This is a genomic window from Azospirillum formosense, assembly GCF_040500525.1.
In the GTDB taxonomy this organism is placed as follows: domain Bacteria; phylum Pseudomonadota; class Alphaproteobacteria; order Azospirillales; family Azospirillaceae; genus Azospirillum; species Azospirillum formosense_A.
In genome coordinates, this window is the sequence record NZ_CP159404.1 from 474,763 (window position 1) to 500,109 (window position 25,347).

The following is a 25,347-nucleotide window of genomic DNA, read 5'->3' on the forward strand; positions in this document are numbered from 1 at the left end:
GCCGGGTGAGGGTGCATTCGAGGATCGAGCGCCGGCCCATTGCCGACACCATCACCCTTCCCGCGCGGAGCGCGGGCCCTTTCCCTCTCCCGGGACGGGAGAGGGATTTTCTGGCGTGGCGCATCACCGCCCCCCTCACGCCGCGGCCTGCGCCGGCTTCTTGGCCGGCGTGGGCAGCAGGTCGACCACCTTCAGCACGGTGCGGATGCGCTGCTTGGTGCCGTCCTGGAAGGTGATGGTGGTGTCCACGTCGATGGCCGGCTGGCCCGCGTAGATGGAGTCGATGATCTCGCCGTACTTCTCGGCGATCACGCCGCGCCGCACCTTGCGGGTGCGCGTCAGCTCGCCGTCGTCGGCGTCCAGCTCCTTGTAGAGCAGAAGGAACTTGGTGATCCGCTGAAACTCCGGCAGCGTCGCGTTCACCCGCTCCACCTCCTGGCGCAGCAGCTCGTAGACTTCCGGCTTCGACGCCAAGTCTGAGTAGGTGGTGAAGGCGATGCGGTTCTTTTCCGCCCACTTCGACACGATGGGGAAGCGGATGCAGATGATCGCCGACAGATAGGGCCGCTTGTTGCCCAGGATCACCGCCTCGGCCACGTAGGGGCTGAACTTCAGCTTGTTCTCGATGAACTGCGGGCTGAAGCGATCGTTGTTGCTGGTGGTGGCGATGTCCTTGATGCGGTCGATGATGACCAGATGGCCCTTCTTGTCGAAGAAGCCGGCGTCGCCCGTGTGCATCCAGCCGTCGCGCAGGTCCGCCGTGGTCGAGGCCTCGTTGCGGTAGTAGCCGGCGAACATGTTGGGGTGGCTGACCACGATCTCGCTGACGCCGTTCTGGTCGGGCTCGATCACCTTGACCTTGATATCGTCGTCGAAGGGCACGCCCACCGTGTCGAAATCCACGTCGTTCGAGCGATGCACCGTGTAGGCGCCCATCGTCTCGGTCTGGCCGTAGATCTGGCGCAGCGGCACGCCTAGCGCCTGGAAGAATTTGAAGGTGTCGGGGCCGAGCGCCGCGCCGCCGGTCGCCGCCGACTTCAGGTTGGTGAAGCCAAGGCGGTCTCGCAGCGCTGCGAAGAGAATGCGGTCGGCGACGGCGGAGCGGGTGCCGTTGGCAAGCGCCTCCAGCCCCAGCTTCATGCCGTAATCGTACATCGTCTGCTTGAAGGGGGAAGCGTCCATCATGCGGGCGCGCACGTCGGCGGCGATCTGCTCCCACAGGCGGGGGGCGAACAGCACGAAGCTCGGCCCGATCTCGCGGAAGTCGTTCATCATCGTCTCGGCTTCCTCGACGAAGTTCACGCGCATCCGCGACACCATGCCCATGCCGACGGCGTAGATCTGCTCCATGATCCAGGACAGCGGCAGAACCGACACATACTCGTCGGTCGGCCCCTTGGGGTCCACCGACAGGTAGCTGGCGACGTGGCGGATCAACCGCCCCGCCGGCAGCATCGCCAGCTTCGGGTTCGAAGTGGTGCCCGAGGTGGTGCAGAGCACCGCCACGTCGTCGCCGCGCGTTGCGCCGACCAGCTCCTCGTAGAGGTTCGGCTTCTCGGCGTGCAGGGTGTTGCCCAGCTTCACCAGCTCCGCCGCCTCCATCAGGCGCGGGTCGCTGTATTTGCGCATCCCGCGGGGGTCGGAGTAGATGATGTGCTTCAGCGTCGGCAGGCGCTCGCCGAGGTTCAGCAGCTTGTCGACCTGCTCCTCGTCCTCCGCGAAAATGACGTGCACGTCGGCGTAGGTGATGAGGTAGGCGACCTCCTCGTCCATGGCGTCGCGGTAGATGCCCAGGCTCATGGCGCCCATGGCGTGGGCGGCGATCTCGCCCATCACCCAGTCGGGCCGGTTGTCGCCGAGCAGGGCCACCACATGGCCGCGCTCCACGCCGAGCTTGATGAGGCCGAGCGTGAAGGCGCGCACGCGGGCGTGCATGTCCGCCCAGGTGAACTCGCGCCAGATGCCGAAGTCCTTCTCGCGCATGGCGACGTCGCCGCCATGCTCGCGGGCGTGCAGGGTCAGCAGCTTCGGCAGCGTGTCGTGGATCTTGATATCGGGCAGCGTCAGATCGGGAACAGACATCACGCGACCTCCTGCTTGGGCGGCGGGGCCACGGCCTCGTCCTCCTCGTCGTCCTCGCCGAGATAGGCGCGCTTGACGCGCGGATCGTTCAGCACCTCCTCCGGCGTGCCCTCGGCGATCTTCTTGCCGAACTCCAGGACGATCACGCGGTGGGAGATGTCCATCACGACGCCCATGTCGTGCTCGATCATCACCACCGTCATGCCGAACTCCTCGTTCAGGTCGACGATGTAGCGGGCCATGTCCTCCTTCTCCTCCAGGTTCATGCCCGCCATGGGCTCGTCCAGGAGGATCAGGTCGGGTTTCAGCGCGATGGCGCGGGCCAGCTCCACCCGCTTGCGCAGGCCGTAGGAGAGCGTCCCCGCGGTGGCCTTGCGGACATGCTGGATTTCCAGGAAGTCGATGATCTCCTCGACCTCGCGGCGGTGGGCCAGCTCCTCCTTGCGGGCGCCGGTCAGCCAGTAGAGGGACCCGGTGAAGAAGTTGTTCTTCAGCAGGTGGTGACGCCCGACCATGATGTTGTCGAGCACCGTCATGTGGCCGAACAGCGCCAGATTCTGGAAGGTGCGCCCGATGCCGAGCGAGGCGCGGTGGTTGGGCGTCATGCCCGTGATGTCCTGGCCCTTGAAATAGACCTTTCCGTCGGTGGGCCGGTAGCGGCCGGAGATGCAGTTGACCATGGAGGTCTTGCCCGCACCGTTCGGGCCGATGATGGAGAACAGCTCCCCCTTGCGGATGCTGAAACCGACGTCGGTCAGCGCCTGCACGCCGCCAAAGCGCAAGGACACGCCCCGGGCTTCGAAGATGGTGTCCGATGGGGAGGCCGCGCGGGTGGCGTCGGCCGGGTGGGCGTAACCGCGTGGCGATGCGACGGGCGCGCCTGACATTTCCTCCTCCGTTGCTGTGGAACTGCCTTTTTATCGTTCGCCGGATCGTTGGCCGTGCGAACTGGTCCATATTGTGGACCGTCCTTTGTGCAACGTCTGAACTATAGCCTGTGATGCGCACCGTTTTCAACACGGACATTCCGTGTATGCATGTTTTTTGGAGCGACATCCGGCCCGAAGGTCCATAATATGGACCCCATCATGACCCGGCCCGATTCCGACACCGAAACCGCCCCTGCCGGAGCGTCCGGCGGCACGCAAAGCCTGGAACGCGCGTTGGCCCTGCTGCGCGCCGTCGCGTCGCATGGGGCCGAGGGCGCGCGGCTGGCCGACCTGATGAGCGACACCGCCCTGTCCAAGGCGACCGCGCACCGCCTGCTGACCGCCCTGGCGCGGGAGCGCTTCATCGACCAGGACCCGCGCAGCCGCCGCTACCATCTGGGGCCGGAGCTGGATTCGCTGGGCCGCATCGCCGCCGCCCGCCACCGCCCGGAAGGCGTCGGCAACGGCACGGCGCCCGGCCCGGCCACCGTTCAGCCGACCGCCTTCCTGCGCCCGGACTACCAGGGCGATTCCATTCCGCTCGCCGACCTGCTGTGCGACCGCCACACCCGCGCCGACGGCGCCCGCGCCGCCCTGCTGCACGAGAGCGTGGCCGGGCAGACGACGGAGCTGAGCTTCGCCCGGCTGGCCCGCGATTCGGCGCGCTTCGCCGCGGTGCTGCGCGGCCTCGGCGTCGGGCGTGGCGACCGGGTGGCGGTGCTGCTGCCCAAGGGGGCGGAGCTGCTGATCGCCGCGCTGGCGATCTGGCGGCTCGGCGGGGTCTACATGCCGCTGTTCACCACCTATTCCGCGGCCGCGGTCGCCTACCGGCTGGCCGACAGCGACGCGCGGGCGATCGTCACCACCGGCTTCCTGCGCCGCAAAATTCCGCGCGACAACAGCCGCCCCGTGGTGATGGTGGAGGGCGACGAGGCCTTCGGTCCCGGCGCCGACGCGGTGCCCTTCTGGTCGGCGCTTCATGAATCGGCCCCCTTGCCCGACAGCGCCCGCTACGCCGACCGCGACGCCTTCGCGCTGATGTACACCTCCGAGGCGGAGCCGAAGCCGCTCGGCGTCTCGCTGCCCGTCATGGCGCTGGCCGGGATCGAGCAGTACATGCGCATCGGCCTCGACCTGCGCGACGACGACATCTACTGGAACATGGCCGATCCCGGCTGGGCCTACGGCGCCTATTACGGGCTGGTCGGGCCGCTGCTGCTCGGGCGCACCACCATCTTCTGCGACGGCCCCTACGACGTGCGGCAGGGCTACCGCATGCTGACAAAGTTCGGCGTCACCAACCTGACCTGCGCGCCGTCCCAGATCCGCGCCTGGCACAGCGCCGACCCGGAGGGCGGCCCGCACAAGCTCGCCCTGCGCATCCTGTCGGTGGTCGGCGAGCCGCTGCCGCCGGAGTTGATCGGTTGGGCGAACCGGGTGGTCAGCGTCCCCCTGCTCGACCAGTACGGGCAGCGCGAGACCGGCATCTTCATGATGAACCGCTACGACCCCGGCCACGCCGACCGCACCGCCGACTCCTCGCTGGGACGGCCCCTGCCCGGCTTCCGCGTGGTCATCCTCGACCCGCAGGGCCGCGAGGCGCCGGTCGGCGGCGCGGGCGAGATCGCCATCGACGTTGAATCCTCGCCGCTCTTCTGGTTCGACGCCTACGCCAACGACCCGGCGCGCACCGCCGCCCGCTTCCGCCACGGCCGCCGCTATTACCTCACCGGCGACTGGGCGTTCCTGGACGGCGACGGCAACATCCATTTCCGGGGACGGGCGTCGGACGCCATCGTCATGCAGCAGGCGGATTGAGGGGAGGCGCTTGCCCCCACCCCGGCCCTCCCCCGCTTTCGCAGGGGAGGGAGGAAAATGTCCCCTCCCCTGCGAAGCGGGGGAGGGTTAGGGAGGGGGCTCCGTAACCGCCCTTACGGCTTTCCGCGCAGCATGTTGACGATGCCGGAGAAGTCCTTGCCTCCGAAGCCGGCGTTGCAGAACAGCGCGTACATCTGCGCCGCCTCGCCGCCGAGCGGCAGCGGGCTGCCGGTGCTCTGTCCGGCCTCCACCGCCAGCTTCAGGTCCTTCAGCATCAGCGCCGCGGCGAAGCCCGGCTGGTAGTCGCGGTTGGCCGGCGAGGTCGGGACCGGACCCGGCACCGGGCAATAGCTGGTCAGCGACCAGCACTGGCCCGACGACTTCGACGCCACGTCGAACAGCTTCTGCGATTCCAGCCCCAGCTTCTCGGCGAGCGCGAAGGCCTCCGACACGCCGAGCATCGAGATGCCGAGGATCATGTTGTTGCAGATCTTCGCCGCCTGGCCGTTGCCCGGCCCGCCGGTGTGCACGATGGCCTTGCCCATCGCCGACAGGATCGGCTCGGCGCGGCGGAAGGCGGTGTCGCTGCCGCCGACCATGAAGGTCAGAGTCGCCGCCTCGGCCCCGCCGACGCCGCCGGACACCGGCGCATCCACCATGGCGTGGCCCGCCGCCTCCGCCGCCGCCGCGACCGCGCGGGCGCTGTCGACGTCCACGGTGGAGCTGTCGATGAACAGGCTGCCCGGCTTGGCCTTGGCGATGATGCCGTCGGGCGCCGTGTAGACATCGCGCACATGCTTTCCGGCGGGCAGCATGGTCACCACCACCTCGGCCTCCCCTGCAGCGGCGCCGGGGCCGGTGGCGATGGTGGCGCCGGCGTCGCGCGCGGCGGTGCAGGCGGCTTCCGACAGGTCGAAGGCCAGCACGGTGTGGCCGGCCTTCAGCAGGTTGCGCATCATCGGCGCGCCCATGTTGCCCAGCCCGATAAAGGCGATCGTCGCCATAGCGTTTCCCCTCGTCTTTTTGATGCCGTCTTATTGTGCTGCCGTCAGCCGCCGGTCAGATGGCGGGCGATGATGACGCGCATGATTTCGTTGGTGCCTTCGAGAATCTGGTGAACCCGCAGGTCGCGGAAAATCCGCTCGATCGGGTACTCCTTGATGTAGCCGTAGCCGCCGTGAAGCTGCAGCGCCTCGTTCACCACCTGGAAGCCCGCGTCGGTGGCGAAGCGCTTGGCCATGGCGCAATGGGCCGTCGCCTCCGGCGAGCCGGCGTCGAGGCTGGAGGCGGCGCGGTGCAGCATCAGCCGGGCGGCGTCCAGTTCCGTCGCCATGTCAGCCAGCTTGAACTGCAAGGCCTGGAAGGCGTTCAGCGGCTTGCCGAACTGCTTGCGCTCCGTCGTGTAGGCGATGGTCTGCTCCAGGCAGAAGCGCGCCCCGCCGACCGAGCAGGCGGCGATGTTCAGGCGCCCGCCGTCCAGCCCCTTCATGGCGATGCGGAAGCCCTCCCCCTCATCGCCGATGCGGTTGGCGACGGGGACGCGGCAGTTCTCGAAGATGACCGCCGAGGTCGGCTGGCTCTTCCAGCCCAGCTTGTGCTCCTGCTTGCCGAAGGACAGGCCGGGCGTGCCCTTCTCGACGACGATGCAGGAGATGCCCTTGGGGCCCGGCTCGCCGGTGCGGACCATGCAGACATAAACGTCCGACGTTCCGCCGCCGGAGATGAAGGCCTTCGAGCCGTTCAGCATGTAATGGTCGCCGTCCCGCTCCGCCCGTGTGCGCAGCGAGGCCGCGTCGGACCCCGCGCCCGGCTCGGTCAGGCAATAGCTGGCGAAATGCTCCATGGTCGTCAGCTTCGGCAGGAAGCGCTCGCGCTGCTCCGGATTGCCGAAGCGGTCGATCATCCAGGAGGCCATGTTGTGGATGGAGATGTAGGCCGCCGTGGACGGGCAGGCCGCCGACAGCTCCTCGAAGATCAGCGCCGCGTCCAGCCGGCCGAGTCCGGAGCCGCCGAACTCCTCCCCCACATAGATTCCGGCGAAGCCGAGGGCCGCGGCCTGCCGCAGGGTGTCGACGGGAAAAACGCTGTTCTCATCCCAGTGCGCGGCGTTCGGCGCCATTTCCTGCTGCGCGAAGTCGCGCGCCGTGTCGCGGAACGCCTGCTGCTCCTCCGAAAGCGCAAAATCCATGCGCATCCTCCCCAGAACCGCAGTGGCCCGGAGTCCAAGACGGATCTCCGGTTCTCATTGTTGGGGGGAAGGACTATCATGCTGGATACCCGCTGTCCATCTCTTGTATACAGAGACAGGGGCGGCGGAAGGCCGCGGACGAGGAAGGGGACACGCTCGGGATGAGCGACCGGATTGCCGCCAGCAAGACCGCCGAAGCTGCCGTGGACCGCAAGGGCGCCACCCGCGCCGACGAGGTGCGGCTCGCCATCGAGGAGGACATCTTCCTGGGCCGCCTGCGCCCCGGGACGCGGCTGGACGAGGAGAGCCTCGCCCAGCGCTTCAACATCTCCCGCACCCCGATCCGCGAGGCGATCCTCCAGCTCGTCCATGCCGGGCTGGTGGAGAAGCAGCCGCGCCAGGGGGCGGTGGTGGCGCCGCTGAAGCTGCACCGCATGGTGCAGATGTTCGAGGTGATGTCGGAAATCGAGGGGCTGTGCGCCCGCTTCGCCGCCCGCCGCATGTCCGAGGAGGAGAAACAGGCGCTGAAATGCCTGCACGACACCTCGAAGGCGCACATGGAGGCGCGGCAGTTGGACGCCTATTACGCGGTGAACCGCTCCTTCCACGAGGCGGTCCAGGCGGGCAGCCACAACGAGCCGCTGCAGGAGATCGCGCGCGGCCTGTTCGCCCGGCTGGCCCCCTACCGCCGCTACCAGCTCAACCACCCCGACCGCGTCCAGGACAGCTTCACCGAGCATGACGACGTGGTAGAGGCGATCCTGGCCGGAGACCCCGAGGCCGCCTACGCCGCCATGCGGCGGCACGTGACCATCCAGATCGACATCTTCACCGAGTTCGTGTCCATCATGGGCGGAAGCGAAATACAGTAGACCGTCTTTCCGTATACAAAGCTATGGCCGACGGCATGCGCCTGTGCTAAATCCTGGACACCGGATCACCGGGTGCATGGAGGGAATCACAATGTCCGACGTGGGTGGCAATCTGTTCGAGCTGTTCCGTTCCCGCTTTCCGGCGGACCGCAGCCGCCCCTTCGCCGAGACCGAGCCCGGCACCGACAAGGCGCGCACCGTCACCTACGGCGACCTCGAGGCGCTGACCGGCCGCTACGCCAACCTGCTCGCCGACCTCGGCCTGAAGAAGGGCGACCGGGTCGCCGTGCAGGTGGAGAAGTCGGTCGAGAACATCATCCTCTACCTCGCCACGGTGCGGGCGGGCGGCGTCTTCCTGCCGCTGAACCCGGCCTACACGAAGGCGGAGGTCGAGTATTTCCTGACCGACGCGGAGCCGCACGTCTTCGTCGCCCGCCCCGAATCCGCCGACGCGCTGCGCGAGGTCGCCGACAAGGCCAAGGTCGCCCACCTGCTGACGCTCGGCACCCATGGCGAGGGCACGCTGCCGGAACAGGCCGCCGGAAAGGGCACGGACTTCGCGACCGTCCCGGCGGCGGCCGACGATCTCGCCGCGATCCTCTACACCTCCGGCACCACCGGGCGGTCGAAGGGCGCGATGATGAGCCACCGCAACCTCGGCTCCAACGCGCTGACGCTGCACAAGTACTGGGGCTTCCAGCCGGACGACGTGCTGCTGCACGCCCTGCCGATCTTCCACACGCACGGCCTGTTCGTGGCGACCAACTGCGTGCTGCTGAACGGCTCCTCCATGCTGTTCCTGCCGAAGTTCGACGCCGAGCAGGTGATGGGGCTGCTGCCGCGCGCCACGGTGATGATGGGCGTGCCGACCTTCTACACCCGCCTGCTCGCCCACCCCGGCCTGACGCGCGAGGCGACGGCGCACATGCGGCTGTTCGTCTCCGGCTCGGCGCCGCTGCTCGCCGACACGCACAAGGAGTTCTCCGCCCGCACCGGCCACGCCATCCTGGAGCGCTACGGCATGACGGAGACCGGCATGCTGACCTCCAACCCGCTGGACGGCGACCGCATCCCCGGCACGGTCGGCTTCCCGCTGCCTGAGGTGTCCGTGCGCGTCGTTGACCCGGAGACCGGCGCATCGCTCGGCACCGACGAGATCGGCATCATTGAGGTGGCCGGACCGAACGTGTTCTCCGGCTATTGGCGGATGCCCGAGAAGACGAAGCAGGAGATCAAGCCGGACGGCTTCTTCATCACCGGCGACGTCGGCAAGGTGGACGGGCGCGGCTATGTGCACATCGTCGGGCGGGCCAAGGACCTCATCATCTCCGGAGGCTTCAACGTCTACCCGAAGGAGGTCGAGACGGTCATCGACGGCATCGACGGCGTGGTCGAATCGGCGGTGGTCGGCGTGCCGCACCCCGACTTCGGCGAGGCGGTGACCGCCGTCGTCCTGCGCAAGCCCGGCAGCGCCGCGCCGGACGAGGCCGCGGTGATCGCCGTCTGCAAGGAGCAGCTCGCCAACTTCAAGGTGCCCAAGCGCGTCTTCTTCATGGACGAGCTGCCGCGCAACGCCATGGGCAAGGTGCAGAAGAACCTGCTGCGCGACGTCCACAAGGACCTGTTCACCGCGGCGAAGGCGGGCTGAGAAGGGCCCGGCTTCCTTTCTCCGGCCAAATCCGGATAAGGTTCGGCGCCCGCTCCGCCCGGCGGGTTCTGGACAGGCCATCGGCGACTCGATACGCTGCCGTATGGTCTCCGGAGTGTTGCCGATGGAAGCGAAGACGCTGAACCGTGAATCCTGGCTGTCCGCCGCCTTCTCCGCCCTGGCGGAGGGCGGCGTCGAACAGGTGCGGGTCGAGCTTCTGGCCAAGCGGCTGAAGGTGACCAAGGGCAGCTTCTACTGGCACTTTCGCGACCGGATGGAGCTGGTCGAGGCGATGCTGGAAGGCTGGAAGACCGGCCGCATCGAGGCGATCAAGGCGCAGACCCGTCTGGACGGCCGCACGCCGGCCGAGGGGCTGCGCTACGTGCTGTCGCTGTACGGCGGCAGCAGCAACCCGCGCGGCATCGCCATCGAGCTGGCGATGCGCGACTGGGCGCGCCGCGATCCCCGCGCGTCCGAGATCGTGGCGGAGGTCGACCGCGAGCGCCTGCGCTGCGTGTCGGACCTGTTCGCCGGGATGGGCTTGGCCCCTGACGACGCCTTCGCGCGGGCGTATCTGTTCTATTCGTTCATCTTCGGGGAAGGGCTGCTCGCCCGCTCCGCCGCGCCGGACCGCTTCGAGAAGGCGCGGGACATCTGCGGGAAGGTTCTGGTGCCGGAGGGGGCTTCTTAAAGCTCGCAGAGCGTTGCCCCACCCTTCCCACGGCTTCGCCGCGGGCCCCTTCCCTCCCCCGCTTCGCAGGAGAGGGAGACCAATCCCCTCCCCTGCGAAGCGGGGGAGGGTTAGGGTGGGGGCAAGCGTCGCCCCACCCGCAAGTTACGTCCCCGTCCCGCGCACCGGAGCGAAGGGCAAGCCCGCCTGATCCAGCGCGCGGTCGATCACATCGTCGGACGCGCCATCGAACAGCTGCAGCAGCAGCTCGTCCACCGCCCACTCGTTGGTCGGGGTCATGGCGGCGAACAGGTCGGCCATCACCTCCGCCTGGAAATCGTCGCGTCGGTTGTCGCTGCCCTCGTAGCCCATGCGCTTGGCGGTGGCGATGGCCACCTGGAAGGGCGGCACCAGGACCGGCGCGACCGACGCCTTCTTCAGCACCGCCCGCAGCCCCAGCGCTCCATCGTCCCAGGCTAGCTTGCGGGCGTTCTCCGCCGGGATGCCGGCCTTCGCCCCCAACCCCGCCGCGAACAGCGCCACGTCGCCGGCGCACAGCACGCGGAAGAGCAGCGCCGCGGTGAAGCGTCCATTGGCGTGCAGCCAGCGGGCCACCGCCTCCACATCCTCCGAGCCGCGGAGCGCCGGACGCAGCAGCCGCAGCGTCGCCGATTCGCGCCCGCGGTTGGCCAGCCGGTCCACCAGATCCCTGGACAGGCCATGGCTGTGGGCCAGCGTGGCGCGCACCGCGTCGGAGACGAAGGCGACCAGCCGCTCCACCACGGCCAGCGGCAGGCCGGGGCGGGTCGCCGCGGCCTCGCTGACCATGCGCACCCGGCCGAAGCGGTCCAAGGCCCGGTGCAGCGCCGGCTCCGCCAGCTCCGCGCCGGGGTTGCGCAGCAGCGCGGTCACCACCGCGACGTTGCCGGTCTCGACGACGGCCCCGGCCACCCGCGCCGACACGGTGTGGCGGTTGGCGACGGCCATGTGCTTGCCGGCGTCGGGGTCCGCCAGCACGTCGAGCAGCAGCTCGTCGCTGAGGCTTCCGGCGTCGCGCAGGATCGGGAAGGCCACGCGGGCCACGTCCTTCACCAGCCGCTCGGCCAGCTCCGCCGTCAGCATGGCGTTGTTGCGGATCTGCCAGGCCACCGCCTCGCGCACCGCCACCTGGGCGTCGGCGGCGAAGCAGTGCATGACCTCCAGAGCCAGCGACCGCTCGGCGTCGGTCAGCCCGCCTTTCTCCAGATCGCCGGCCAGCTTCTGCATCGTGTCGATGCGGGCCTCCGCCGACGAGGAGTCGAGCAGGCGCTCGACGTCGCGGATGGACAGGGATGAGTCGGTCATGTGCGGATGCCTGCGGATGGGAGGTGCATAAGACGGTTCAACCAAGACCCTCAATCGAGGCCCTGGCCGGCGTAGCGGACCATGTCGCCCCAGATGCGGTCGAGCCGGCGCAGCGTGCGGTAGGCGGCCTTCAGGTCCGCCGCCTCCGCCTCGTTGCGGACCAGCGCTGTGGCCTGCACCTGCTCCAGCTTGAACAGCTCGTCGCGCAGCGTCCGACCCTTGTCGGTCAGGCGCAGGCGGGCCGTGCGGCGGTCGCGCTGGCTGGCCCCGCGGTCGATGTAGCCGGCCTCCACCAGGATCTTCAGGCTGTAGGAGGCGTTGGACCCCAGATAATAGCCGCGCTCCATCAGGTCGCGGACCGACGGCTCGTCGTCGCCGATCAGCATGACCATCAGCGCCTGGACCGGCCCGATGTCGTCGATCCCCTGCCGCAGCAGGCCGGCCCGCACGACGTCGAGAAACCGGCGGTGCATCCGCTCGATCAACCGGGCGAGCCCGTGATACTCGGCCAGCTCCGCCGCATCGATGGCGTCTGGCTTTGATTCGGCACCCGCCCGGCGCTGCGTGCTCATCCCTCGTTTCTCCGTCACTCGGCGGCCTGCGCCACGGCCGGGCCGCGGTAGCCACCCGGATGGCGGCGGCGCCATGCCCACGCGCTGCCGATGATGCTGTCCAGATCGGGGAAGCGCGGGGTCCAGCCCAACTCGCCCCGGATGCGCTCCGACGAGGCGATCAGCACCGCCGGATCGCCGGCGCGGCGCGGCCCGACCGTGACCGGGACCCTCAGGCCGGTGACCCGCTCCGTCGCCTCGATCACCTGGCGGACGCTGTAGCCCGTGCCGTTGCCCAGGTTGTAGCGGACGCTGCGCGTCTCCAGGGCCGGCAGCACCCGCAGGTGCGCGTCGGCGAGGTCGCAGACATGGATGTAGTCGCGCACGCAGGTGCCGTCCGCCGTCGGGTAGTCGTCGCCGAAGATCTCGATGTGCGAGCGCCGGCCGCTGGCCGCGTCGAGCACCAGCGGGATCAGGTGGGTCTCCGGGGCGTGGTCCTCGCCCAGCGTGCCGTTCGGGTGCGCGCCGGCGGCGTTGAAGTAGCGCAGGCAGGCGGAGCGCAGGCCGTGGCAGCGGTCCGCCCAGTGCAGCGCGCGCTCGATGAAGAACTTGGACTCGCCGTAGGGGCTGCCCGGGTCGATGGTGGTCTCCTCGTCGATCGGCAGGCGCTCCGGCGTGCCGAACAGGTTGGCGGTCGAGGAGAAGACCATCTTGCGAACGCCCGCCGTGGTCGCCGCACGGATCAGGTTCAGCGAGTTGACGGTGTTGCCGTGCAGATAGAGATGCGGGTCGCGCATCGACTCACCGACCAGCGACAGCGCGGCGAAATGGAACACCGCGTCGAAGCGCCACTCGGCGAAGACGCGGGTCAGCGCGTCGGTATCGGCAAGGTCGGCCTCCACGAAGGCGGCGTCGGACGGCACGGCGGCGCGGTGGCCCTGGCGCAGGTTGTCGAGGACGACGACCCGGAAGCCGCGGTCGAGCAGTTCGGCCACGCAGTGACTGCCGACATAGCCGGCACCGCCGGTCACGAGTACGGTCTGGGGCGTGTTCATCGTAAATATTCCTTGGATTTGAGAAATATTCGTCAGTCCAGGCACCCGCCGGCATCAAAGGATCGTACATCCCCCGGTGGCAAGTGCAAGAGTTCCGCGATGCACCATGCCGCCAATTCAGACGGAAGGCCAGTTGACGAAAAAGAGACACGGGCACCGGGAAATGCTCGGAGCACCATCGGAAAAATGTTTTGGAACAACATTTTACAGCGCTGCAAGTACCCCTTTCGATCATCGCCGGACGGGGTAAGGGCTTAAAGTTGTCACACGCCGCAGCGCAGCGCCGGACGTAAGCGGAAACGGCGCGCGGCACGCTCCCCGCAATGGGCGGCCTTTGTCCGGACTTCGTCTCAAAAGGACTTCATGCGGCACGGCCGCGCCTCAACAATTCGTTAACCATGAAACCCTTTGCATGACCGGCTTCATGGCCCGCCCCACGGCGCGAGTGCGCGGGGACTCCGGAACGCGGGACGCAAGAAAAGGAATCGGCATGAGCGGTATGGATCGGACCCTGCTGACCCAAGCCTACCGGAAGATCGGACGCGGCCTGCTTCTGGCCGGCGCCCTCACCTTCTTCGTCAACATCCTAATGCTGGTGGTGCCGCTCTACACGATGCAGGTCTACGACCGCGTGATGAGCAGCCGCAGCCTGGAGACGCTGACGATGCTCGCGGTGATTTCCGTGGGCGGGCTGGTGCTGTACGGTGTGCTGGACTTCATCCGGGCGCGCGCCTTCCTGGTCTGCGGGGCGGTGATCGCGCACCGCTTCAACGTGCCGGCGCTGCAGGCGGCGATCGTGGACGCGCTGGGCGGCGGGACGCGCAACGCCGGCCAGACGATGCGCGACCTGAACGACCTGCGCAACTTCATGACCAGCAACGCCGTGGTGGTGCCGCTGGACCTGCTGTGGACGCCGATCTTCCTGGTCATCCTGTTCATCCTGCACCCGATCTATGGCTGGATCGCGGTGGGGTCGGCGCTGCTGCTGCTGACCATGAACGCGCTGACCGACGCGCTGACCCGCCGCCCCATCGCCGAGGCGAACGAGGCTTCGGCCAAGGTCTTCGCCGACGTCGCCAGCACCGTCCGCCACGCCGAGGCCATCGAGGCCATGGGCATGCTGCCGCCGCTGGCCCGGCGCTGGCAGATGGCGCAGATCGGCTCCGCCTCGCTGATCGACCGCGGCGTGGTGCTGTCGCGCGGCATGGCCTCGGCCTCCCGCTCGCTGCGGCTGATCCTGCAGATCGCCACGATTTCCGCAGGCGCCGCCCTGGTCATCCGGAACGAGGCGTCGCCGGGCAGCATGATCGCCACCGGCATCATCATGGCCCGCCTCCTCCAGCCCTTCGAGCATCTGGTGGAGAACTGGCGGCAGTGGATCGTCGCCCAGACCGCCCACAAGCGCATCCGCGAGCTTCTGAACGGCGAGGGCGCGCGGCGCAGCACCATGCCGCTGCCCCGCCCCGACGGGCGCCTGACCGTCGACCGCGTCAGCCATGTGCCGAAGGGCCTGCAGCGCCCGGTGCTGCGCGGCGTCTCCTTCGCGCTGGAGCCGGGGGAGGTGCTGGGCATCATCGGGCCGTCGGGGGCCGGCAAATCGACGCTCGCCCGCCTGCTCGTCGGCATCTGGGAGCCCACCGCCGGCGGCATCTATCTCGACGGCACCAGCACCTTCCTGTGGGAGCGCGAGAGCTTCGGCCAGTATGTCGGCTATGTTCCGCAGTCGGTGGCTCTGCTCGACGGCACCATCGGCGAGAACATTTCCCGCATGGCCCAGGCCGACCCGGCGGAGATCGTGCGCGCCGCCCGGCTGGCCGGCGTCCACGACATGATCGGGCGCCTGCCCTTCGGCTACGACACGCCGGTCGGCGAGAACGCCTTCGCCCTGTCCGGCGGCCAGCGGCAGCGCATCGCGCTGGCCCGTGCGCTGTTCGGCAAGCCCCGCCTGATCGTGCTGGACGAGCCCAACTCCAACCTCGACCACGAGGGCGAGCAGGCGCTGCTGACCGCGATCAACCACGCGCGACGTGACGGCGCCACCATCGTGATGGTCGCCCACCGCCCCTCCATCGTGTCGGTCGCCGACAAGCTGCTCGTCCTCAAGGACGGCATGGTCGAGCATTTCGGCGAGCGCACCGACGTGCTGAAGATGGTCCAGCCCGGCGGCGCCGTGAAGGTGGCCCGGCTGGTCCGGACGGGAGAATCCGCATGACCGACACGACGATCACCCCGGCCCCGGCCGCGCAATCCCCCCTCACTGCCGCTTGGTCGCCGGTCATCGACATGACCCCGCACGAGCCGACGCTGCGCGGCACCGCGCTGGCCGGAGCGCTGGCCGTCGCCATCGGCTTCGGCGGCTTCTTCGGTTGGGCCTTCACCGCCAGCCTGGACAGCGCGGCCATCGCGCCGGGCACCATCATGGTGGAAAGCCACCGCAAGACCGTTTCCCACCTGGAGGGCGGCATCCTCAGCGAGCTGCTGGTCAAGGACGGCGACATGGTGGCGGCCGGGCAGGTCCTGCTGCGGCTCGACACCACGCAGAGCGGCGCGGTGGTCGCCCAGCTTCACGGGCAGTACTGGACCTCGCTGGCCCGGCTGGCGCGGCTGCGCGCCGAGCAGACCGACGCCAAGGCGCCGGTCTACGCCGACGAGCTGGTGGCGGCCGCCAAGACCAGCACCGTCGCCGCCGAGGCCCTGGCCGCCGAACAGCGCCTGTTCGAATCGCGACGCGACGCCTATGAGGGGCAGATCTCCATCCAGCGCAAGCGGATCGGCCAGCTCCGCGACGAGCTGGTGGCGCTGGAGTCGCAGCGCGTCGCCGCCAACGACCGGCTGCGCTACACCCAGGACGAGCTGCGGATCGTCGAGACGCTGCTCGCCAAGGGCTACGAGCGCAAGCCGCGCATGCTGGAGCTTCAGCGCAACGTCGCCGACACCCGGGGCCGGCTGGGCGAGATCCAGGCCGACAAGTCGAAGGCCGAGCAGGGAATCGCCGCGGCGGAACTGGAGATCATCAACCTCGGCAACAACCGCCGCTCGGAGGTCGGGAACGAGCTTCAGACCATCCAGGCCACCGTGTCGGACCTGTCGGAGCGGCTGCGCAGCGCCGGCGACGTGCTGAAGCGCCAGGAACTCGTCGCTCCCCAGGCGGGCCGGGTCACCAACCTGCGCTTCTACACGCCGGGCGGCGTCATCCCGGCGGGCCAGGGCATCCTGGACATCGTCCCGCAGGACGACGGGCTGATCGTCGAGGCCCGGGTCTCCCCCGCCGACGTGCAGAACATCGACGTGGGCGGCAGCTCCATGGTGCGGCTGGTCGGCTACCGCCAGCGGCTGGTCCCGCCGGTCCAGGGGAAGGTGCTGACCCTCTCCGCCGACCAGCTTGAGGACGAGCGCACCGGCCAGGCCTACTTCCTCGCCCGTATCAGCTTGGATGCCGCGGCGCTGAAGGCCCTGCCGAACGTGGACCTGCATCCCGGCATGCCGACCGAGGTGATGATCCACGGCCACACCCGCAAGGCCATCGAGTATTTCCTGACGCCGCTGACCGACGGCATGAACCGCGCCTTCCGCGAGAACTGACCGCGGCGCCGTGGCGCCGGATCATTTCGCACGCTCCCCCGTTGCCCAGCAGGCAAGACAAGGCCGACAGGCCAAGGAAGGGAGCGTGCGAGCATGACCACACAGTGGGACCGGAACACCCTGAAGCGCGTCGCCGACGCCATCGGCGACGTCCATCTTTACGACAAGCACCACACCGGCGAGTTCATCGCCATGCGCCTGCGCGATTCGCTGGCCGACAGCCCCGGCTATGATCAAGCGGCGGTCGACGACAAGCTGATGCAGTTGGCGCGGATCGCCCTGGACGCCGCGGAAGCGGGAAAAGTCTGACCCCGCCCAGACGCAAGACAGCGGCGCAAGACAAAAATTTTCGCCCCTCCGGGGGCATCGGTGGCGGCCCTCCGGCGGCCTTCGGCCCGGCAGCGGCGGGCCGCCGGAGCGGGCTGGGCCCGAGGAAACGCCCGGCCGATCGATCCGGAAGCGTGCTGTCCGGCGGCCAACCACACCAGCCGGGCCATACGGCGCAGCCGCCGCTTTCAAATTCCGGTTTTTAAAGGCGCCGGTGTTCCGCTCCCGGTTTTTAAAAGGCGGTGGTTTTGAATGCGCCGCAGCATCGCGCGGCGCCACCAAAGAGCAATGATCAACGACATAATCCTAAGCCAAACGCATAGGACCAGTGGGTCATTTCAGGGCATTTCGACGAAATTCGACAAAACCCGCCCCCTGGCGACTTTGAAAGTATTATGAGCCAACATTTCAAAACCTTCCATTAACCATTAGTCTTCGCCCTGAACTGATGGCTCAAAAACCATCATCAAGCACCACGTCCAAAATTAGATGTTTAGATTTTCGAAGGGCTTTGAAGCCAAGGTGACAGGAATGACGTAATGAACGTTGATGATTATTGTGTTTTGACTCTTTGAACTCAAGATTTGCCTGGGTTTGACCTTACGTTTGTCACAGCCTCTCCGAACGGTATTTGGGTAAAGGCTAAGGGGTACCTCGCCATTTCGGGGTAGGAAATCCCCCACCCCACCGAATCCCATCGTTAAGGAGTATGATTCATGGCCACCCTTCCTGGCGGCAACTATGACGACATCATCACCGGCACCAACGGCAACGACTTCATCGACGGCGGCAACGGTGACGACATCCTGATGGGTGGCAACGGCGCCGACACGATCCTGGGCGGTGACGGGCGCGACGCCCTGTTCGGCGGGAACGGCGACGATCTGCTGAGCGGCGGCAGCGGGGCCGACGTCCTGGACGGCGGCAACGGCAACGACACGCTGGAAGGCGGAGACGGCGACGATTACCTATCGGGCGGCAACGGCGACGACGTGCTGATCGGCGGCCGCGGCAACGACATCCTCGACGGCGGGAACGGCGACGATGTCCTGAACGGCGGCGACGGCGCCGACATCCTGCGGGGCGGCAACGGCGACGACGTCCTGATGGGCGGCGGCCACAACGATTACCTGGATGGCGGTGCGGGCAACGACATCCTGATGGGCGGCACCGGCGACGACATCCTGAAGGGTGGCGAGGGCGACGACTACCTGTCCGGCGGTGACGGCAACGACATCCTGGAAGGCGGTGCGGGCAACGACATCCTGATCGGCGGCGCCGGCAACGACATCTTCGTCTTCTCCGGCGGTGGCGGCCAGGACGTGGTTCTCGACTTCCGCGCCGGCGAGGACGTCCTCCAGATCGAGCGCAACATCAACGGTCTGGAGATCAACGACGCCTCCGATCTGGCGGCCCGCGTCACCGACATGGGCGGCAACGCCGTGATCGATCTCGGCAACGGCGACAGCATCATGCTGAAGGGCGTTTCGGCCGACGAAGTTCACAACAATCCGAACGACTTCTTCGTCATTCACTAAGCCGTAACCCACCCAGCGACCGGACCGGCGGCGTGCTTTCCGCACGCCGCCGATGGGTCCGGCTAAGGAACGCATGACCGTGCTCGCCGTCCTGCCGGCCTCCGCCTCCATCGCGTCCGCCCAGCTCCATGCGCTCGGCGACGACTTCGTGCTCGCCTCGTGGGAGAGCGACGGACCGGAGCCCTCCGGCCGCGTCGTTCCCACCCTCGACGGCGAGGAGGTCCGGCCTCCCTACACCACCTTGTCCGTGCGGACGAGCTGGGGTGGGCAGCGGGTGCTGTCGATCCTGCGGGCGCCCCGGACCTCCGGCGCGCCCGTCCGTTTCGTGGCCCAGAACCGCGTCGTCGCGGAGGTCCTGGCCGAACCGCAGGTCCCCGATCCCGACCCCGCCTTCCTGCTGGGCAGTCTCGACGCGCCCTCGCGGCTGCGCGTCGTCCGTTTCCTCTTCGATTTCGCGCGCTCCACCCCGGCTCTACGCAGCGACGCCGGCTTCGCCGCGGTCTGCCGCCGCATGGTGCTGGAGCTGTCGCCCACCCCCTCACCGCTCGTCGCCCGCGCCCTGGCGACCGACGAGCTTCTGCTCTGCGGTGGGTCGCTCTCGTCGGGCTTCGGCGAGGTGACGGGGGCCGTCATCATCACGGCGGGCGCCGTCGGCCCCTCCCCCTTCGATGTCTGCGTCGGCTCCGCGCTGGACCGGCGCGGCCGCGCGGCCATGTCGCTGCTGGTTGACAAGGCGCTGTGCGCGCCGGGCAACCTGTTGGTGGTTCTCGGCCGCAACGGGCTGGCCTGCCGTGCCTTCTCGGCCGTGGCGCCCAACCTGCCGAGCCTGACCGAGCGGCTGTCCACCCGCCGCGACACGCCGCTGGAGCTGCGCCAGTACATTCTGAACGCGCTCGCCCGGCGCGGTCGGTCGGACGCCACGGCGGCGGCGGCGGTGCGCGAGCTTCAGGTGCTCGCCCCGCTGCCCAAGCGGCAGGTCGCCGACGCCAAGCGCTCGATCGGCGCCGCCCTCGACCTCGCCGTGCCGACCGGCGACGGCGGGCTGTTCCTGGCCGGCTGGGTGCACGACCCGCACGGCCTGTCCGGCGGCCTCACCGTGCACACGCCCTTCGGCGGCGAGCGCCGGCTGGAGGTGCTTGAGCATCGTTTCCCGCGCGAGGACGTGGCGAAGCTGTTCGGCACCGCGCCGTCCACCGACCGCAGCGGCTTCGTCGCCTACCTGCCCGGCGCGCCCGAGCCCGCCGCGGCGCTCCAGGTCCATGCGGAGCTTCGCCTCGGCTCCGGCGGGTCGATCCGGCTGGTGCCGCCGCTGCGCCCGCTGTCGCCCGCCGACGCCCGCGCCGCGGTTCTGGGCAGCCTGCCGCCGCAGCACGCGACGCCGCTGGTTTTGGAAACCGTGATCGCCCCGGCTGTGGCACCACTCCACGCCGCCCACATGGTGAGCCGCGGCGAGCCGGAAACCGTCACCTTCGGGCGCGGTCCGGAGACGCCCGCCGTCTCGGTCGTCATCCCGCTCTACAAGGCGCTGGAGTTCCTGCGCTTCCAACTCTCCAGCTTCGCCACCGATCCCGGCATGGCCGGGGCGGAGCTGATCTTCGTGCTCGACAGCCCGGAACAGCGCGACGAGCTGGTGCACATGCTGCACGGCTTCCACGCGCTCTACGGCCTGCCGATGCGGGTGCTGGTGCAGCCGGCCAATTACGGCTATTCGGCGGCCAACAACGCCGGCGTCGCGGCCTCCACCGGGCGCACGCTGCTGTTCCTGAATTCCGACGTGATCCCCGACCAGCCCGGCTGGCTGCCCGTCCTGCTCGCCGCGCTGGAACGCGCCCCCGGCACCGGGGCGGTCGGGCCGAAGCTGCTGTTCGACGACGACAGCCTGCAGCACGCCGGCCTCTACTTCGACCGCGACGTCCGCGGGCGCTGGTACAACCATCACTTCTTCAAGGGTTTGCCGCGCGACTTCCTGCCCGCCCGGCGGGAGCGCAGCGTGCCCGGCGTGACCGGCGCCTGCCTGATGATGACCCGCGAGACCTTCGACGCGGTGGGCGGATTCTGCGAGGACTACGTCATCGGCGACTACGAGGATTCCGACCTCTGCCTGCGCGTCCGCAAGGCGGGGCTCGACATCCGCTACGTCCCGTCGGTGGAGCTGTACCATCTGGAGCGACGCTCCATCAGCCGGCACCAGGGCTACACCCGCGGCGTCGCCTCCGAATACAACGGCTGGCTCCACGCCCGCCGCTGGTCCGCGATGATGGAGGAGCTGGCCGCGCGCGACTGGAACGAGGCGCCGCCACCGCCCGCGCTGGAGGACAGCCTGATGCGCCCGCTGTCGGCGGGCGCTCCCACGGACACCGCCCTTCCCGTTGCCGTTCCCGGAAAATCCCGCCTGTTCGGGCGCGCGAACCGGAACCGGAGCTGACCCCATGAACGAGATCCTCACCGGGCGCCGCCTCGCCGTCCTGCGCCGCAACACCGACCCGCGGCTGGAATGGCTGTGCGCGCAGATCGCCCGCAACCGCTTCCTGCCCGTGCCGCCGCCGGACCGCGTGTTCATCGGCGACGGCGACTTCCGGGCCATCGGGGCGGAGTTCCTGCGCCACTTCGTGCGCGTCGGCGGGCTGAAGCCGAAGCACCGCGTGCTGGAGATCGGCTGCGGCATCGGGCGCATGGCCGTGCCGCTGACCCAGTATCTGGACTCCAGCTACGACGGCGTCGACATCGTCGAGGACGGCATCCGCTGGTGCGCGGAGACGATCACCCCGGCCTATCCGGAGTTCCGCTTCCGCACGCTCGACGTGGCGAACGCGCTCTACAACCCCGGCGGGGCGGAGGACGCGGCGCGGACCCGCCTGCCCTTCCCCGACGGCGGGCACGACTTCGTCATCCTGACCTCGGTCATCACCCACCTGCGGACGGCGGAGACGGTGCGCTACGCCGCGGAGATCGCCCGCGTGCTGAAGCCGGGCGGGCGCTGCTTCCTCAGCCTGTTCCTGGTGGACGCCCGCGCGCGGGACGGCATCGCCAAGAAGACCGCCCGCCCGGCCTTCCTCGAGGCTGCCGGACCTGAGTTCATCGCCGACGAGGCCAACCCGAACGCCGCCGTCGCCTACGACGAATCCTTCCTGCTCGGCACCTTCGCGGAACAGGGGCTGCGCCCGGCGCGCCCGGTCCTGCGCGGCCACTGGAGCGGGCAGCGCAACGCCGAGAATTTCCAGGATATCCTGGTCCTGGAGAAGGAGGGCGCGCGATGAGCCTGCCCCGCGTCCTCGTCGTCGCCCACAACCATCCCAGCCTGCATCCCGGCGGCACGGAAATCTTCGCGCACGAGCTGTTCGGCAGCCTGAAGGCCAAGGGGGCCGAGGCGCTGTTCCTCGCCTGCACCAACGGAGTCCACCGTGACCGCAAGCCCGGCACCAACCTCCAGACGCTGGGCCGCAGCGCCGACGAGGTGGTGCTGTGGGCCGGGCATTTCGACCATTTCTTCCAGAGCCAGATCGACCTGCACGGCATCGTGCCGGACCTGTCGAACCTGCTGCGCGCCTTCCAGCCGGACATCGTGCACATCCACCACACGCTGCTGCTGGGCGTGGAGATGCTGTTCCTGATCCGCCGCGTCTGCCCGCGGGCGCGCATCGTCTACACGCTGCACGACTACTACCCGATCTGCGCCAACGACGGACAGATGGTGACCACGGGAAGCCACGCGCTGTGCCGCATGGCCTCGCCCGACGCCTGCCACCGCTGCTTTCCCGACCGGCCGGCCGACCAGTTCGTGCTGCGCGAGAAGCACATCAAGGCGATGTTCGGGCTGGTCGACCATTTCCTGGCGCCCAGCGCCTTCCTGCGCGACCGCTACATCGCCTGGGGCATCGACCCGGACAGCATCTCCGTCATGGAGAACGGGCGCCCGGCGGTCCGTCCGGCGCCGCACCGGCCGCTGCCCGCGGGCGCGCCGCGCAACGCCTTCGCCTATTTCGGCAACCTGAATCCCTTCAAGGGGATCACCGTCGCGCTGGACGCCGCCGCCCGGCTGGAGAAGCAGGGGCAGGACCTGACGCTGGCCGTCCATGGCGGCGCGCCGTTCCAGACCGACGCCTTCAAGGACAAGGTCGAACAGGGCTTCAAGAACGCCCGCGGCACCGCCGTCCGCCACGGTCCCTACCGGCGCGAGGAGATGCCCGAACTGATGGCCGCCGCCGACTGGGTCGTGATGCCGTCGATCTGGTGGGAGAACGCCCCGCTGGTCATCCGCGAAGCCTTCCAGCACCGCCGTCCGGTCATCTGCAGCGGCATCGGCGGCATGGCGGAATCGGTGACCGACGGGGTGGACGGGCTGCATTTCCGGGCGGGGGACGCCGCGGATCTGGCGCGCGTGATGACGCGCGCGATGACCGAGCCGGGGCTTTGGGACCGGCTCGTCTCCAACATGCCGGCGGTCCCGACGACCGGAGAGTCCGCCGAAAAACACGTCATTCTCTATGACGACATAATGAACGGTCCGGGGGGATCGCATGCGCAGGGCTCGATTGCGGGGAGCATCGCGGGATGAAGGAACCGATCACCAAGGCCGACATCACGGCGGCCATACTTCTTGACGACGACACGCTCGTCCTGTTCGGCGCCATCGACCGGGCGCTGCCCGCCCAGGGCGCCGTGCATCTCGACGGGTCGGTGGAGGGCCGCTACGCCGGGCGCTCCTGGGCCGACGCGGAGGGCGAGCGCTGGTTCCTCGGCGGCATCCGCGTGCCGGGGCTGGCCCAGATGCGCCCGTCGCGCGTCGAGTTGGCGGACGAGAAGGGGGAACGCCTCGTCCTGCCGCGCCTGTCCAACGTCCGCACCAACCCGTCGCACCTCGTCTCGGCGCTGAAGGGCTTCCAGCCCGGCGCGCTGGCCGTGGCGCTGGATTTCGCGATCCAACTCGCCGCCTCTTCGGAGAGCGACTCCGACCGCGTCGGCCGCCTGCTCTCGGGCCTCGCCCAGGAGGTGTCGCAACCGGACGGCTTCGCCGAGGTGTTCGGCCGCTTCCGCGATGGCAGCCTGATGCTCCAGGGCTGGGCGCGCAGCTTCCGCAACGGCGCCCAGAAGATCCTGATCGAGGCGGAGGAGACCGCCGCCTACCGCGCCACCGCCGGGGCCTTCGCCCGGCCGGACCTGCCGCCGGAGGCGTCGGGCGTGATGGCGGTGCTGACCGACCGGACCCCGCTTCCCACCGCCATCCGCCGCATCCACTACCGCGCCGCCGAGGGCTGGCGCCATCTGGAGATTTTCGAGCACCGCACCATCCTGCCCGACGGCGTCGCCTCCGCCCATGTGCGCGACATGCTGGGCAACATCCAGGACGCCGAGACGCGCCAGCGGATGACGCGCATCGCCGCCTCGCGCTACGACGGGGCGGAAACGGTGTCGCGGCTCGACATCCCGGTGCGCACCGGGCTGGACATGGCGCTGCGCGTGCCGGGGGCCGGGCTGTTCGTCGCCGGCTGGCTGCTCGACCCGACGCGGCAGGTCCGCGCCGTCACGCTGAAGGGGCCGGGCGTCGCCGTCCGGCTGGACGAGGGCTGGTCGCGGCTCGCCCGCCGCGACGTGACGGAGGCTTTCCAGCATGACGGCCTGTTCGCCGGTCGCATGATTCCCGGTCAGGACCAGCACGGCTTCACCGCCTTCGCCGCCGAGCCGTCGGGCCTGCCCCCAGAGGCCGAGTTCCATCTGGAACTGGAACTGGCCGACGACCGCTTCGCCTTCCTGCCGCTGAGCTGCCTGCCTCCGGCGCCGGAGGCGCTGCGCCGCATGCTGTCGCTGGTCAATCTCGACAGCCCGTCCATCGACACGCTGATCGCCCGCCATGTCGGGCCGATGCTGCGCACCGCCCGCGCCCGTTCCGGCGCCGCGCCGTCGGCGGGCGTGCACCCGATGGGCCGCCCGGTGAAGGCGCCGCGCGTTTCGGTGATCCTGCCGGTGACCGACGGTCGCGAGGATGTGGACCTCAACATCGCCCGCCTCGCCATCGACCCGGACTTTGCCGAGACCGAACTGCTGGTGGTCGCCGCCGCCGGCACGCACGAGCGGCTGGGCGGGGCGGTCCGTCAGGCCGCCGCCTTCTACCGCATGGCCGTCACCTTCGTGGCCGCGCCCGACGCCACCGACGCCTTCGAGGCGATGGCCGCCGCCCTGCCCCACGCCCGCGCCGAGCGGGTGCTGACGCTCTCCCCCTCCGTCCTGCCGACCGAGAAGGGCTGGCTTTCGGCTCTGGAGCGGGTGTCGCGCAAGTCCGGCGGGCCGGTGATGGTCAGCCCGACGCTGCTCTACGAGGACCATTCGATCCGCTTCGCCGGCATCATGGCGGTGGAGGATTCGGACGGCGCCAAGACCTTCGAACGGCGGTTCGCCGGCTATCCGCGCGACTGGCTGAAGGAGCAGGACGCGGCGACGGTGGACGCCGCCGCCCCGGAATGCGCGCTGCTGCCCAAGGACGCCCTGGTCCGGGCGCTGGCGACCATGGGCTCCTACATGGGGGCCGACCACAAGGGGCTGGACCTCTGCCTGCGCCTGCGCGCGCTGGGCGGGGCCTGCGTCTGGCTGCCCCGCGTCACGCTGGTGGCGCTGGACGAGCAGCCGCGCGACGCGCACGCCGACCGCTGGCGCCGCGCCGGCGCCATGGTGGACCGCTGGAGCTTCGAGGACATCTGGTCCGCCCGCGCCGCCGCCTGAGCCCGCACGTCCCGCAAGCCCTATTCGAG

The 25,347-nt window shown here is 69.2% G+C and carries 19 protein-coding genes; 12 read left to right on the forward strand and 7 right to left on the reverse strand.

The window, feature by feature from the left end:
• Window positions 1-135: 135 nt before the first annotated feature.
• Window positions 136-2,082 (reverse strand): long-chain fatty acid--CoA ligase, encoded by a 1,947-nt coding sequence (locus tag ABVN73_RS22835; RefSeq protein ID WP_353860884.1) that lies wholly within the window; start codon window positions 2,080-2,082, stop codon window positions 136-138.
• Complete coding sequence (locus tag ABVN73_RS22840) at window positions 2,082-2,969, reverse strand: ABC transporter ATP-binding protein (RefSeq protein ID WP_353860885.1); 888 nt, start codon at window positions 2,967-2,969, stop codon at window positions 2,082-2,084. The genes ABVN73_RS22835 and ABVN73_RS22840 overlap by 1 nt, the downstream gene beginning before the upstream one ends.
• Before the next feature lie 189 nt (window positions 2,970-3,158).
• Between ABVN73_RS22840 and ABVN73_RS22845 the strand changes: the two genes are divergently transcribed.
• Window positions 3,159-4,829 (forward strand): AMP-binding protein, encoded by a 1,671-nt coding sequence (locus ABVN73_RS22845; RefSeq protein ID WP_353860886.1) that lies wholly within the window; start codon window positions 3,159-3,161, stop codon window positions 4,827-4,829.
• Window positions 4,830-4,942: 113 nt separating this feature from the next.
• Here ABVN73_RS22845 and mmsB read toward each other — a convergent pair whose 3' ends face one another.
• The gene (mmsB, locus tag ABVN73_RS22850) at window positions 4,943-5,833 is read right to left on the reverse strand and encodes a 3-hydroxyisobutyrate dehydrogenase (protein WP_353860887.1); all 891 of its coding nucleotides are present in this window, start codon (window positions 5,831-5,833) and stop codon (window positions 4,943-4,945) included.
• 44 nt (window positions 5,834-5,877) lie between these two features.
• Window positions 5,878-7,017, reverse strand: coding sequence for an isobutyryl-CoA dehydrogenase (locus tag ABVN73_RS22855; RefSeq protein WP_353860888.1), 1,140 nt, complete (start codon window positions 7,015-7,017; stop codon window positions 5,878-5,880).
• Window positions 7,018-7,178: 161 nt separating this feature from the next.
• Between ABVN73_RS22855 and ABVN73_RS22860 the strand changes: the two genes are divergently transcribed.
• The 3 genes from ABVN73_RS22860 (at window position 7,179) to ABVN73_RS22870 (ending at window position 10,228) form a co-directional block, all read left to right on the forward strand.
• Window positions 7,179-7,889 (forward strand): GntR family transcriptional regulator, encoded by a 711-nt coding sequence (locus tag ABVN73_RS22860; protein WP_353860889.1) that lies wholly within the window; start codon window positions 7,179-7,181, stop codon window positions 7,887-7,889.
• A 91-nt stretch (window positions 7,890-7,980) separates the two neighbouring features.
• Complete coding sequence (locus ABVN73_RS22865) at window positions 7,981-9,537, forward strand: malonyl-CoA synthase (protein WP_353860890.1); 1,557 nt, start codon at window positions 7,981-7,983, stop codon at window positions 9,535-9,537.
• A 124-nt stretch (window positions 9,538-9,661) separates the two neighbouring features.
• Complete coding sequence (locus ABVN73_RS22870) at window positions 9,662-10,228, forward strand: TetR/AcrR family transcriptional regulator (RefSeq protein WP_353860891.1); 567 nt, start codon at window positions 9,662-9,664, stop codon at window positions 10,226-10,228.
• Between the two features lie 144 nt (window positions 10,229-10,372).
• On the opposite strand, the gene ABVN73_RS22875 is transcribed toward ABVN73_RS22870, so the two are convergent.
• Genes ABVN73_RS22875 through galE form a run of 3 tightly spaced genes read right to left on the reverse strand, consistent with a single transcriptional unit; the run spans window position 10,373 to window position 13,157 of the window.
• Entirely contained in the window at window positions 10,373-11,551 is a 1,179-nt protein-coding gene (locus ABVN73_RS22875; protein WP_353860892.1) for a DUF2336 domain-containing protein, read from the reverse strand.
• 50 nt (window positions 11,552-11,601) lie between these two features.
• A complete protein-coding gene (locus ABVN73_RS22880; protein ID WP_353860893.1) occupies window positions 11,602-12,123 on the reverse strand; it encodes a MarR family winged helix-turn-helix transcriptional regulator in 522 nt (173 codons plus the stop codon).
• Between the two features lie 14 nt (window positions 12,124-12,137).
• Entirely contained in the window at window positions 12,138-13,157 is a 1,020-nt protein-coding gene (gene galE / locus ABVN73_RS22885) for a UDP-glucose 4-epimerase GalE (protein ID WP_353860894.1), read from the reverse strand.
• A 490-nt stretch (window positions 13,158-13,647) separates the two neighbouring features.
• Here galE and ABVN73_RS22890 point away from each other — a divergent pair, with 490 nt between their 5' ends.
• From ABVN73_RS22890 to ABVN73_RS22925, 8 genes are all read left to right on the forward strand, one after another.
• Entirely contained in the window at window positions 13,648-15,369 is a 1,722-nt protein-coding gene (locus ABVN73_RS22890; RefSeq protein ID WP_353860895.1) for a type I secretion system permease/ATPase, read from the forward strand.
• Window positions 15,366-16,739 carry an HlyD family type I secretion periplasmic adaptor subunit gene (locus tag ABVN73_RS22895; RefSeq protein ID WP_353860896.1) on the forward strand — a complete coding sequence of 458 codons (1,374 nt, stop codon included), beginning with the start codon at window positions 15,366-15,368 and terminating at the stop codon, window positions 16,737-16,739. The genes ABVN73_RS22890 and ABVN73_RS22895 overlap by 4 nt, the downstream gene beginning before the upstream one ends.
• A 93-nt stretch (window positions 16,740-16,832) precedes the next feature.
• The gene (locus tag ABVN73_RS22900) at window positions 16,833-17,048 is read left to right on the forward strand and encodes a hypothetical protein (RefSeq protein ID WP_353860897.1); all 216 of its coding nucleotides are present in this window, start codon (window positions 16,833-16,835) and stop codon (window positions 17,046-17,048) included.
• Between the two features lie 734 nt (window positions 17,049-17,782).
• Window positions 17,783-18,604 (forward strand): calcium-binding protein, encoded by an 822-nt coding sequence (locus ABVN73_RS22905; RefSeq protein ID WP_353860898.1) that lies wholly within the window; start codon window positions 17,783-17,785, stop codon window positions 18,602-18,604.
• Between the two features lie 73 nt (window positions 18,605-18,677).
• Window positions 18,678-21,029 (forward strand): glycosyltransferase, encoded by a 2,352-nt coding sequence (locus tag ABVN73_RS22910; protein WP_353860899.1) that lies wholly within the window; start codon window positions 18,678-18,680, stop codon window positions 21,027-21,029.
• 4 nt (window positions 21,030-21,033) lie between these two features.
• A complete protein-coding gene (locus ABVN73_RS22915) occupies window positions 21,034-21,861 on the forward strand; it encodes a methyltransferase domain-containing protein (RefSeq protein WP_353860900.1) in 828 nt (275 codons plus the stop codon).
• Window positions 21,858-23,159 (forward strand): glycosyltransferase family 4 protein, encoded by a 1,302-nt coding sequence (locus ABVN73_RS22920; protein ID WP_353860901.1) that lies wholly within the window; start codon window positions 21,858-21,860, stop codon window positions 23,157-23,159. The genes ABVN73_RS22915 and ABVN73_RS22920 overlap by 4 nt, the downstream gene beginning before the upstream one ends.
• Entirely contained in the window at window positions 23,156-25,318 is a 2,163-nt protein-coding gene (locus ABVN73_RS22925; RefSeq protein WP_353860902.1) for a hypothetical protein, read from the forward strand. Before ABVN73_RS22920 ends, ABVN73_RS22925 begins: the two co-directional genes overlap by 4 nt.
• Window positions 25,319-25,347 lie beyond the last annotated feature (29 nt).

Excerpts from the sequence above, each read along its gene's own strand:
- mmsB (WP_353860887.1), bottom strand. The coding sequence starts at position 5,833 with ATGGCGACGATCGCCTTTATCGGGCTGGGCAACATGGGCGCGCCGATG.
- ABVN73_RS22910 (WP_353860899.1), top strand. The coding sequence starts at position 18,678 with ATGACCGTGCTCGCCGTCCTGCCGGCCTCCGCCTCCATCGCGTCCGCC.
- ABVN73_RS22905 (WP_353860898.1), top strand. The coding sequence starts at position 17,783 with ATGGCCACCCTTCCTGGCGGCAACTATGACGACATCATCACCGGCACC.
- ABVN73_RS22870 (WP_353860891.1), top strand. The coding sequence starts at position 9,662 with ATGGAAGCGAAGACGCTGAACCGTGAATCCTGGCTGTCCGCCGCCTTC.
- ABVN73_RS22875 (WP_353860892.1), bottom strand. The coding sequence starts at position 11,551 with ATGACCGACTCATCCCTGTCCATCCGCGACGTCGAGCGCCTGCTCGAC.
- ABVN73_RS22855 (WP_353860888.1), bottom strand. The coding sequence starts at position 7,017 with ATGGATTTTGCGCTTTCGGAGGAGCAGCAGGCGTTCCGCGACACGGCG.
- ABVN73_RS22900 (WP_353860897.1), top strand. The coding sequence starts at position 16,833 with ATGACCACACAGTGGGACCGGAACACCCTGAAGCGCGTCGCCGACGCC.
- ABVN73_RS22895 (WP_353860896.1), top strand. The coding sequence starts at position 15,366 with ATGACCGACACGACGATCACCCCGGCCCCGGCCGCGCAATCCCCCCTC.
- ABVN73_RS22925 (WP_353860902.1), top strand. The coding sequence starts at position 23,156 with ATGAAGGAACCGATCACCAAGGCCGACATCACGGCGGCCATACTTCTT.
- ABVN73_RS22860 (WP_353860889.1), top strand. The coding sequence starts at position 7,179 with ATGAGCGACCGGATTGCCGCCAGCAAGACCGCCGAAGCTGCCGTGGAC.
- ABVN73_RS22880 (WP_353860893.1), bottom strand. The coding sequence starts at position 12,123 with ATGAGCACGCAGCGCCGGGCGGGTGCCGAATCAAAGCCAGACGCCATC.
- ABVN73_RS22835 (WP_353860884.1), bottom strand. The coding sequence starts at position 2,082 with ATGTCTGTTCCCGATCTGACGCTGCCCGATATCAAGATCCACGACACG.
- ABVN73_RS22915 (WP_353860900.1), top strand. The coding sequence starts at position 21,034 with ATGAACGAGATCCTCACCGGGCGCCGCCTCGCCGTCCTGCGCCGCAAC.
- ABVN73_RS22845 (WP_353860886.1), top strand. The coding sequence starts at position 3,159 with ATGGACCCCATCATGACCCGGCCCGATTCCGACACCGAAACCGCCCCT.
- ABVN73_RS22840 (WP_353860885.1), bottom strand. The coding sequence starts at position 2,969 with ATGTCAGGCGCGCCCGTCGCATCGCCACGCGGTTACGCCCACCCGGCC.
- ABVN73_RS22890 (WP_353860895.1), top strand. The coding sequence starts at position 13,648 with ATGAGCGGTATGGATCGGACCCTGCTGACCCAAGCCTACCGGAAGATC.
- galE (WP_353860894.1), bottom strand. The coding sequence starts at position 13,157 with ATGAACACGCCCCAGACCGTACTCGTGACCGGCGGTGCCGGCTATGTC.
- ABVN73_RS22920 (WP_353860901.1), top strand. The coding sequence starts at position 21,858 with ATGAGCCTGCCCCGCGTCCTCGTCGTCGCCCACAACCATCCCAGCCTG.
- ABVN73_RS22865 (WP_353860890.1), top strand. The coding sequence starts at position 7,981 with ATGTCCGACGTGGGTGGCAATCTGTTCGAGCTGTTCCGTTCCCGCTTT.